Here is a 9,547-nt window from a genome sequence, read left to right on the forward strand (position 1 = left end):
ACTGTTGAATCTTGAAACTCTTGACTATATTTACTTTTTCTCATGGATTACCTTTATTCATTTTATTTTAACTTAGAATTGTTGAATTCTTAGTATGAATTTAGGTTACCACTCCAAAGTGATGTTGATAAGTTTTTAGCTATCAGTAAATAGGGATGTGGTAAATAATATGGAAATTGGAATAGTATATGATGTTGCATTTACAACTGGTCGATATGATATTGAATATGAGACAAGTGTAAAATGTATTAAGAAAACCGTACAATCTTATCGTGTTGAAAGAGTAAATGGCACAACAAGATTAATAAAAAAAGATTCGATTATTGAACTAAAATCTATTAAAAAATAAAATAAAGTTGATAGGCTACTTTATGAAAACTAAAAAAGTAGCCTGTCCCCTTTAAACCTTCGTGGTTAAATCTGGGTTTTGAGACCTAAATTTATTTCTCTCATTCTTCATTGTTATTTAAAGCTTCACGTTCCTTATCCATATCAAGACACTTAACATGCGTAATAAGTTCATAAATCGCGGCCTCTGTCAAAGTTCCTTCATGATTAATAACAATAATACCATCTCTCATAATCATTACAGTAGGAACTGAGATAACCCCATAATGTTTGGCGATAACAGACTGATCCTCTGTATCAATTTTAGCAAAAACTACATCCGAGTAATACTCTGATGACTTTTCAAATATCGGGGCAAACTTTTGACAAGGTCCACACCATTCTGCCCAAAAGTCTATTATCACGATTTCGTTATTATCCAGAACTTCATTAAAATTTTTAGTTGTTAAATCTATATAAGCCATAGTCTATCCTTCATTTGTAAACGGAGTATATCTAAGTGATTATATTTCCAACTTAATTTTCTATCATTAATAAATGCTTTGCAAAGTTATAAATAAAGGGGAGCGGCAACTTTATTTGCAAATAGCCTCTAAATATACTACAGAAAGCATTTATCATTTATTCTTAATCAGCGTATTATTTTACGCATTGTTTTCGTTTTACACCGAAAACTTAATAACATGCATTTGCTGTTTTGGATATTGACTTACATCAAACAACAATCTACCTTTTTCCTCTACAAGCCAAATAACCTGTACTTTATTTGGAATTTTAACTTCTTTAAAACTTTTTTCTATATCTCCATCTGTAGCACATATTATCATATCAGGTATCTCACGATTTGATTGCTCTAATAAGGCCTTAAAACCTGGTTCCATGATGGTTCCGCCACTACCTTGTCTCTTTATGAACTTATCTCGAACTCCAAATTTTTGTATATCTTTTATCTCAGCATCAACTTGCACGAGAGTAAGACTTTTAATAGAATATTTTCTCTGGATTGCTTGAACTTCTGACATCAAAGAACTAAGAAGTTTGTCATCAACAGAGCCTGATACATCAAGCACAACGGCAAGTTTAGGTTTCTTTGTGGGACTGTATCCATACAAGTCTAAATCATCTTGGAAAATGGGATGTTGTCTGGACTTATTTGGTTCTCTGTACCGCATAGATTTATTTAAGGAGTTTTGCATATTTTTGTTAAGTATCTTTTTCCAATTTTTGTGTGAGTTCTTTTTTTCAATTTTACTTAGTACCCCAGTTACAAGACCAGGTGTAAAACCTCTTGCAAAGTCTGTTGAATCATGTATCATTTCATTTAATGTGCTATCCATGAAAGAGTTTAATACATTATTTTCTAGTCCCACAGCTTCTTGAAGGCGTTCACCATACTCATGGTTATCCATTTTACAGTCGCCATTGTTTAAGGCTTCTATGGTTTTATCAGATAAAGATTCTGATTGTATATTTGTCTCATCATTATTGTTTGATGATCCACTGTTTTGGTCTTCATCTTGTGAGCCATCTTCTTCACCATTGCTTGAGGGGTTACTAGTTTCATTTTTGTCTTGTGAAGAATCTGATGGTATACCTATCTCATCATCAGAACTATTTTCTAAGTCAGCGGCAGATGATTCATCATCTTGTGCTTCTTCAAAAGAACCTTCTTTTAAAGCTTCTTGTATTAGCTCTACATAATATTCAAACTCTCTACCAACCTCATAACTTTCGATTCGGTACTTTTGAAAAAGGGACTGATAAAAAAGTGCTGCAATAGGCGAATCTTTATAGCTACCAGTACGAGGTAAGTCTTTAATATAAGGAACCTTTTTACATCCATTGATCACTATATCTTTTGCGGTTTCAATCACTTCTTTATTTATGCTGTTGTCGTAGTTTCCTCGAGCAAAGTGATGGTTAATTATATGTCCCGCACTATGTTTAAGTATGGCAATAATTTGGTCTTTATGAATGACTCCAAGTATCACTGGATTTACGACAATAACAAAATTTTTCCCATTAAAATAAACAGATGAAACAAATGATTCATCAAAGTGAAATTCATATTCACACCTGCTTAGAAAATTTGCATACCAAAGCAACTCATTTGTATTAGAAGCTATCATAGAAATAATCATCTCTTTGAATACTGTTTTCCAACTACTATCAGGATTAGCAATGATTGATTCAATGGTTTTCAAGGAGTAGATGTAGTCTTGATTACTGTTCATGTGATGCAGCCTCAGACATTTTTATAACATAAGGCAGTGCTGAAAACTCTGCAATTTTTTTTAAGACGTCTTCTTTTATTTTGCCTTCTCGCTTTGGGTAAACTTCTGTTGCTAAATAAATAGTGTAATTAAAGATATTTCTACATTTTTTTTCCCACATATGAGAAAAAGAGGGGTGTTTTGCCCTGTAGTCCAGTGGTAAGTTTCCTATACTGGTTATATCAAGACCTAATTCTATAAGGTAGCTTATGCTTTCATAGGCATGGTGAGCATTCATTGCCTTATTTAGGTGCTTATTATACGATTGGTCAAACTCTGTACCTGAGGCATGAAGATATTTTAGTATTTCTACGTGATTTTCATTTATGATTTCGACAATAACATCAGTACCCAATACGTCTAGATTAGCACCATTAGTAACGGCTTGTCGTAAGTCTTTAAGATTGCCTTTGGTGGCAGAAACCTTCATTTTAGTAAAGTGTTGTGCTTGTATAGAAACACCTTTGTTAATAAAATACTTTTGCAAGGCGTCATTTTCATAGCTATAGGCTATTTCATAGGCATATTCTAAATCATCCATATGGCTTAGAACACTCAAAATTTTAGTATAGTTAAAACATACTGCGTTTGCAATGATTACCTTATTAAATATTATATTTGAGTTTAAAATATATTCGATTATCTCATAGTTAACATTTACATTTTTATGGTCTTCCAAGATTGTAGACTGAGTATTATTATTGTCTTGTGTTTTTGAGTAATATAGACTGAGTACAGAATTAAGCGATTCATTTTTGTTTACCCCTATTAAAACCGAAAACTTCATCATGTTCAAATTATTAGTGTCTAATCCCATTCTAAACAAACGTGAGTTGTCAGATTGATTCCAAGATTTAAACCCTTCTACAGAGTTGGGCCTTTCTAGATAATACTCAATGATAAATTGTAATAGATCATGTCTTTTATTGCTTTTCTCTGTATGCGAGTTTATTGGAGATGAATCCATCCATTTGGTTAAAATTTTGTTTTTATCCGCATGTATATTAAAACCATTTTCAATTAACAATTGTAATATTTCTACACTAGCAATTGTTAAAATAGTATATACAAACAATGAAGCTGGTTTTACACCTTGCTCGATTGCTAGCTTTGCGAGGTCTAAATCACCTATATTAATGGCGGCCAGAAGCATCCCTGTAAGAAGTTTTTTATCCTTACATGCTTCAAAGTTTGGAATTAAAAGATGCAAATATTTTTTGTCTTTTTCTATGGCTTTTTGAAGCACATACTCTTTTATGCTAGCATCATGCTCTAACAGTAGATTGATAATTTGATGATTGCCTGTTTGTACGGCTATATCTAAAGCATTTTTAGGAAGGTGTATATTTAAGTTTACGTCCGCACCAAGAGCTAGCCACCGTTTTACCTCGTCAAAATTTCCATTCTCACACGCTTGCATGAGGTTTTCATGAAGGTAAGATGGTGTCATATTATTGCCCTCGAAGGAGGTCTGCTACATATGGATTGGTTTTATTTATATGTTTCATCAATCCTTTAGATACTCTTTCATTGACACCTAAGCTATATTTTTCATCTACCTTATCTATAAAAGTTTCAGCCTCATCAATACCAACTTTTATTGACATAATGTGTTCCTCAGAACTTATACTAAGCATAATTGCAAATATATCATCGCCTACACTCTCAGCTTCCACAGCGAAAAAGCAAGAGCTAAGAATATTACTCTGAGTTACGGGTTGAGCACGATCCAACTGGGATTGTATTGACTCTATAAGTTTATCATAATGAGAAGTGTCGTTTTTTTCATCCAGTAAATATGCCTTGAAGTCTTTTTCTTTATGTAGGTTCAAAAAATCTGCAAGTTGCTTTTGAATTGTACTGAATACCAAAACTTTAGAGCTCTTAAGAAAGTTAACAAGTTTAGGTGCAACTTCTTTACTAGACACGGTAGATAAAAGGGTCAGTAAGTTATTAGCATCTTTTTCATTTTTTTCATAAGTATACAGTAGTCTAGAAATCATATCCCATCTTCTTGGATCCATTCCTGGATCACTCATATCATCTTCATGGCTTTGAAGTAAAAAGTCAGAACGATTATTATCAAGATAGCTAATGATTAAGGGGTGAACCCTTTGTCTATTGTTTTTCTTATCATACAAAAGAGCATAACTCTTTTTCCATGACTCAAGTGTAGCTTTAACCTTTACTATGGCCATTCGACTTAGCATAGCCTTATCAAGTGACTCAACAAGGTAATTACCGTCATCTATGGGATTGCCAGCACAGACAATAAACAAAGACTCTGGTAATTTAATGCTATCAGATCCAAACTCTTTTTTAAGTATTAGGTTCATTAAACTTTGAAGATTTTGTGGCTCTGCTCGATTGAGCTCATCTATAAAAAGAAGCGTTTCTTTATTGTTTTGATCATTTTGAAGTATTGTTGATACCCAGTTAGGTATAGACTTCTTAAATACAGTAAATTTTTGATCATTAAAGCCTGCTACAATATCTGTTGAAACTGTCCTACCGTAAAACTCTATATGATCTAAAGAAGCAACTCCCATAATGATACAATCCATTTCTTTTGCTTTTGCATACTGCTCTATAATCGATGTCTTACCTATCCCTGACTCACCCTCTAAATAGGGGACAATTTGGGATTCTTTGTATATATCTAAATGTGAAAAACTAATGTTCATCTATATTCCTCTGTATGAATCAAGTTCTATCAGATCTTTATCATCTTGAGCAGTTCATTGATTTTGTATGTTTTATTACTTGGTCTGATAGAGCATGTACGCTATGCAATCTTTTTTTGTAAGTTTGCGAGGTATTGGTCTATCTTTTATGCAATTTTATTAAAGTGCACCTTTAAAAGTCCTATACTTACTCAGCCATAAAATATAGGGGGTCAGGTGATCACTATCACTTTTGACAGAATAAAAGGGACAGGCTACTTTATTGAAATTAAAGGTGACAATAATTTATCATTTGGTAAAATCAATGCTTACATAAATAGCTTTATTACAAATAAAGACTTAATAGTAAAAATGGGTGATTAAAACATAGCTCAAACTATGGTATATTAGGAGTAAACAAAGTTTTATTTACAAATGGCTATAAAAAAGTTCAACAATCTGTTATATTTGGCAATCTTTAGCTTTAGGATAGAAATACGCAGCACCACCATAGGTGATTGCAAACACTACAAGGCTTATTATAGAGTTGCTAGTAAATAATTGTGTAATAGTTACTGCAACTGCTGCTAATGAAAATATGATAACGAACTTGATTATAAATCCATAGGGTGTGCATTGTCCTAGCATTTAAACCTCTTATATGTTTTTGAGAAGTATAGCAGTATATTGTTAAGCAAATAGCTGTATTGATGGAAAATGTAAGCTCCATAAACAGTACTTTGTGGAGCAAAATTGACAACAGCTTTATTTACTTCATAATCTAGAGTTTTTTGAATAAACAAAACTGTCTACTTTATAGGGGACATTCCAACTTTTAAGTTTTGAGGATAAATCTCATACTAACTTCTAATACTGTTAGCAAGATACATAACCTTAAAAGCAGATGCCTCACCTTTAGATTTAGTCCTTATTTAGATACTTAGACTTCCTTTTTAATATATATAATATTCCAAGTATAAATAATATTAATATTGAAGATTGTAAATAAATTTCTTTTCTTGATTCATCAATTTGTTCTTTACATTTTTGATGCTCTTTATTGAATAAGTTTTCATCAAAGTGAACATCTATAATATTAGTTTTATTACTTCCGTATTTAAGAGTTATCTTTTGTATGTATTTTAAATCTTTACTATTTTTTAAACTATAGAGTTCTTCTGTTTTTATTAAGCCATTGGATTTATTATAAATATGAGAAGTAAATTGATTGATTCTATCTTTGCTTGAACGTTCAACAGCACCTCTTAAATTGTATATATCATCGTTCATCTTTAGGTAATGTCTATCCTCAGGTATACTAACATATCCATTAGGGATATCTTCAATAGCATCTTCTGAGAGATTTAATTTTTTACTATTAATTTTAATAGTAAATTTTTCTATTTTTGAATTACTACTATAAAATTCCCTAGTAAATAAGTTTAGAGAATCAGAACAAGATGCATTAACCTCAATAATAGTTGATGCTTGGGCATTTAATATCATTGTACTAGATGTAATTAATAATATAAATAAGATATATCTTTTCATCTCTTAGAAACCTCTTCAACATTATTTCAAGCCATTTTATCTAAATTACTGCATTAGTCTCTAATCAGTCTAGTGGAATGTCCCATATAAACTAGACAGTTACTAAAAACAGTAGTTTTTGGAACTTTTCTATTATTTTTAATTAAGTCAGCAAGTGAAATAATTTCGTTTTATCTCATTTAAGCGAGTTTGACACCGAGAAAGATTTAAAGGGATGGATGGGGTAGAGGGAAACTCTCATGTAATCCACTTGATACCATCAAATACCTTGTATATAGTTTTTTCAGATTTTAAAAAATAGACTCAAATTGTATTTAATAGGTGTATATGGTCACTAAAAATATTGATAAAAATTTTCTTGCATCATTTCTAAATACTAAAATACCACTTTCTTCTTTTGCATTCTCATTGATATTTTTAACAGCCATTAATTTCCTTACTTTTAAGTTAACCAATTTAGATACACACCTAAAACACAATTCATGCACAGTATCTGCAAAGAGTTCTTTTACAATGGGTTAAATCATTAGAAAGAGGACAGTATGAAAAATTTATTATATGTCGATAGAGAGTTTAAAAATTCTCTTGGTGGTGATAAAAATAGAAGTCGATATTTATATAAAAGTTTACAAAAGAGTAGGATTGTCTATACGTGTATTGTTAAAGATTTTGAAGACTCTAGTGAGGCTATAAATGCTACATCATCCTTAGAACTTGTGTCATCCAAGAAAATAAATATTTTATGTCCTCAGGCTATTCTTTACTTTTCCCGAGAGTGTAAGAATCTTTTTGTTGCGTATATACAAGAGCATAACATTCAAACACTTTTTTTTAGAACAATCGCTTTTAGTTCTCTTGCCCTATACGCGAAAGAGAAAATCCCAACTTTAAAGATTATTATCGATGTGGATTTAATCTTATCAAGACTAATGAAGCAGTCATGGGAAAAAAACAAATCATTTCAATCAAGATACTACTACATTCAAATGTTGAAATTACTCAAATATGAAAAACGCTTGTATAAAAATGATTTTACATTTTTGTTTTCAAATAAAAATGAATGTTTACAACTAAACGAAGAAGATACAAACCCAAAGTTTCAATACCTTCCAAACACAACAGATATAAAACCAAAGAAACCATTTTTAGGTGAAAAGAACATTATTCTCTTGTACGGCTCTATGGACTCAACAGCAAATCGAGATGCCTATAACTATATAAATGAAGAAGTGTATGATGCTATTGAATGTGAACTAGAACGAAACAACTATGAGATTCATATCGTTGGAAAAGGGTGTGATACCTTACCAGTAACTAAGCATAAACGTATAAAAATCATTGGTGAAGTAGAGTCAATTGAGTCAGTAATATTACAAAGCTCTTTTGTAGTACTTCCTCTTTTTATCGCATCGGGAACAAATACTCGTGTGATAGAGACAGCTATGGCTGGACGTGCTTTAATTACAACGACATTAGGGATAGAAGGATTTGCAGAGCAAAAGAACTATACATTTATAGCCAATACTCTTGAATCTATGTGTAGTACCATTAAAAAAATGATGACAGACAAAGAGTATTGTCTATCATCAGCTGGGGAATTACAGCAAGAGATACTTAGCGTAAGTTCGTATGAAGTGTTTGAAGATACTCTTGAAAATATTTTACGTATGCAAGAGAAGATATCTTTGATGCATGTTCCAAGACGTTTTACACAAAACTCATGGGGTGGTACTGAAACTGTTGTTATGAGTAGTGCAAAAAACCTTTCTACTCTAGGGTATACATCTAGCATATACACCTCAAAAGCACTCGATGAAAATAGTATAGAAACTATGGACTCGACTTTGATTAAACGGTTTGATTATTTTTATCCATTTTTCGGTTTGAGTACGAAACAAAAAAACAACTTTGATGCAATAGGTGGAAACCTTTTTAGTTTTTCTCTTTTGTGGGCTCTTTTGAAAAACAAAAATATAGACCTCATTCACCTTCATACACTCAAACGAATGGGTGCAATAGTTCGCAGTGTTGCTAAATACAAAAACATCCCTTATGTTATTACCTTACACGGTGGGTATTTCAACATAAGTGAAGGGGAGCAAAGCCATCGTAAAAAGCAGCTAGAAAATGGATACGAATGGGGAAAAGTACTGGGTTGGATGTTTGGTTCTCGTAAAGTGCTCGATGACGCATCGGCCATTATTACACTCTCAGATGAAGAATACGACAAGGCTTCTCAGCTGTATGGAGATAAAACTTATAATTTATCTAATGGGGTAGATATAGAGAAGTTTTCACAAGCTACATCGACTTCTTTTAAAAAGCACTATATGATAAGTGCAGATAAAAAAATGATTCTTTGTAGCGCACGAATAGATACGCAAAAAAATCAACTTGTATTACTCAAAGCTTTTAGTAAGTTGTATGATAAACAAAAAGATTTACATCTCGTGCTGTTAGGTGCTGTGTCTGATACAGAGTATTTTGAGTTACTACAAGAGTTTATAGACAAACATGATTTAAAGGATTGCATAAGCTTTATACATGACTTAACTCCTAAAGATCAGTTGTTGGTAAATGCATACAATGAAGCAGAGATGCTAGTACTTCCTTCTCGTCATGAACCTTTTGGAATGGTAATCCTTGAAGCATGGTCAGCCAACATCCCTGTAGTGGCATCTTTAACGGGAGGGATTGGGAAAATCATTAGGC

General features: G+C 32.1%; 9 protein-coding genes. 3 read left to right on the plus strand and 6 right to left on the minus strand.

The window, feature by feature from the left end; all coding sequences use genetic code 11:
- Positions 1-169 precede the first annotated feature (169 nt).
- Positions 170-349, plus strand: a complete 180-nt coding sequence (locus ACI9TV_RS15095) for a hypothetical protein (RefSeq protein ID WP_415251653.1) — start codon at positions 170-172, stop codon at positions 347-349.
- Between the two features lie 100 nt (positions 350-449).
- Here the strand turns inward: ACI9TV_RS15095 and trxA are convergent, their stop codons facing one another.
- The 4 genes from trxA to ACI9TV_RS15115 form a co-directional block, all read right to left on the minus strand.
- Entirely contained in the window at positions 450-812 is a 363-nt protein-coding gene (trxA, locus tag ACI9TV_RS15100; RefSeq protein ID WP_415251654.1) for a thioredoxin, read from the minus strand.
- A gap of 198 nt (positions 813-1,010) precedes the next feature.
- A complete protein-coding gene (locus ACI9TV_RS15105; RefSeq protein ID WP_415251655.1) occupies positions 1,011-2,582 on the minus strand; it encodes a VWA-like domain-containing protein in 1,572 nt (523 codons plus the stop codon).
- Positions 2,572-4,071 (minus strand): ankyrin repeat domain-containing protein, encoded by a 1,500-nt coding sequence (locus ACI9TV_RS15110; RefSeq protein ID WP_415251656.1) that lies wholly within the window; start codon positions 4,069-4,071, stop codon positions 2,572-2,574. The genes ACI9TV_RS15105 and ACI9TV_RS15110 overlap by 11 nt, the downstream gene beginning before the upstream one ends.
- A gap of 1 nt (position 4,072) precedes the next feature.
- Positions 4,073-5,305: an AAA family ATPase gene (locus tag ACI9TV_RS15115; RefSeq protein ID WP_415251657.1), complete on the minus strand. Its 1,233-nt coding sequence runs from the start codon at positions 5,303-5,305 to the stop codon at positions 4,073-4,075.
- Positions 5,306-5,521: 216 nt separating this feature from the next.
- Here ACI9TV_RS15115 and ACI9TV_RS15120 point away from each other — a divergent pair, with 216 nt between their 5' ends.
- Positions 5,522-5,668, plus strand: a complete 147-nt coding sequence (locus ACI9TV_RS15120; protein ID WP_415251658.1) for a hypothetical protein — start codon at positions 5,522-5,524, stop codon at positions 5,666-5,668.
- A gap of 78 nt (positions 5,669-5,746) precedes the next feature.
- On the opposite strand, the gene ACI9TV_RS15125 is transcribed toward ACI9TV_RS15120, so the two are convergent.
- Together ACI9TV_RS15125 and ACI9TV_RS15130 are read right to left on the minus strand one after the other, a co-directional pair.
- Positions 5,747-5,932 carry a hypothetical protein gene (locus tag ACI9TV_RS15125; protein WP_415251659.1) on the minus strand — a complete coding sequence of 62 codons (186 nt, stop codon included), beginning with the start codon at positions 5,930-5,932 and terminating at the stop codon, positions 5,747-5,749.
- A gap of 273 nt (positions 5,933-6,205) precedes the next feature.
- A complete protein-coding gene (locus ACI9TV_RS15130; RefSeq protein ID WP_415251660.1) occupies positions 6,206-6,835 on the minus strand; it encodes a hypothetical protein in 630 nt (209 codons plus the stop codon).
- Between the two features lie 542 nt (positions 6,836-7,377).
- On the opposite strand from ACI9TV_RS15130, the gene ACI9TV_RS15135 reads away from it, so the two are divergent.
- On the plus strand, positions 7,378-9,547 hold a 2,170-nt coding region (locus ACI9TV_RS15135; protein ID WP_415251661.1), incomplete at its 3' end, for a glycosyltransferase.

The sequence above is a fragment of the Sulfurimonas sp. genome, assembly GCF_047622445.1.
Classification (GTDB): domain Bacteria; phylum Campylobacterota; class Campylobacteria; order Campylobacterales; family Sulfurimonadaceae; genus Sulfurimonas.

Excerpts from the sequence above, each read along its gene's own strand:
- ACI9TV_RS15110 (WP_415251656.1), bottom strand. The coding sequence starts at position 4,071 with ATGACACCATCTTACCTTCATGAAAACCTCATGCAAGCGTGTGAGAAT.
- ACI9TV_RS15105 (WP_415251655.1), bottom strand. The coding sequence starts at position 2,582 with ATGAACAGTAATCAAGACTACATCTACTCCTTGAAAACCATTGAATCA.
- ACI9TV_RS15125 (WP_415251659.1), bottom strand. The coding sequence starts at position 5,932 with ATGCTAGGACAATGCACACCCTATGGATTTATAATCAAGTTCGTTATC.
- ACI9TV_RS15095 (WP_415251653.1), top strand. The coding sequence starts at position 170 with ATGGAAATTGGAATAGTATATGATGTTGCATTTACAACTGGTCGATAT.
- ACI9TV_RS15130 (WP_415251660.1), bottom strand. The coding sequence starts at position 6,835 with ATGAAAAGATATATCTTATTTATATTATTAATTACATCTAGTACAATG.
- trxA (WP_415251654.1), bottom strand. The coding sequence starts at position 812 with ATGGCTTATATAGATTTAACAACTAAAAATTTTAATGAAGTTCTGGAT.
- ACI9TV_RS15115 (WP_415251657.1), bottom strand. The coding sequence starts at position 5,305 with ATGAACATTAGTTTTTCACATTTAGATATATACAAAGAATCCCAAATT.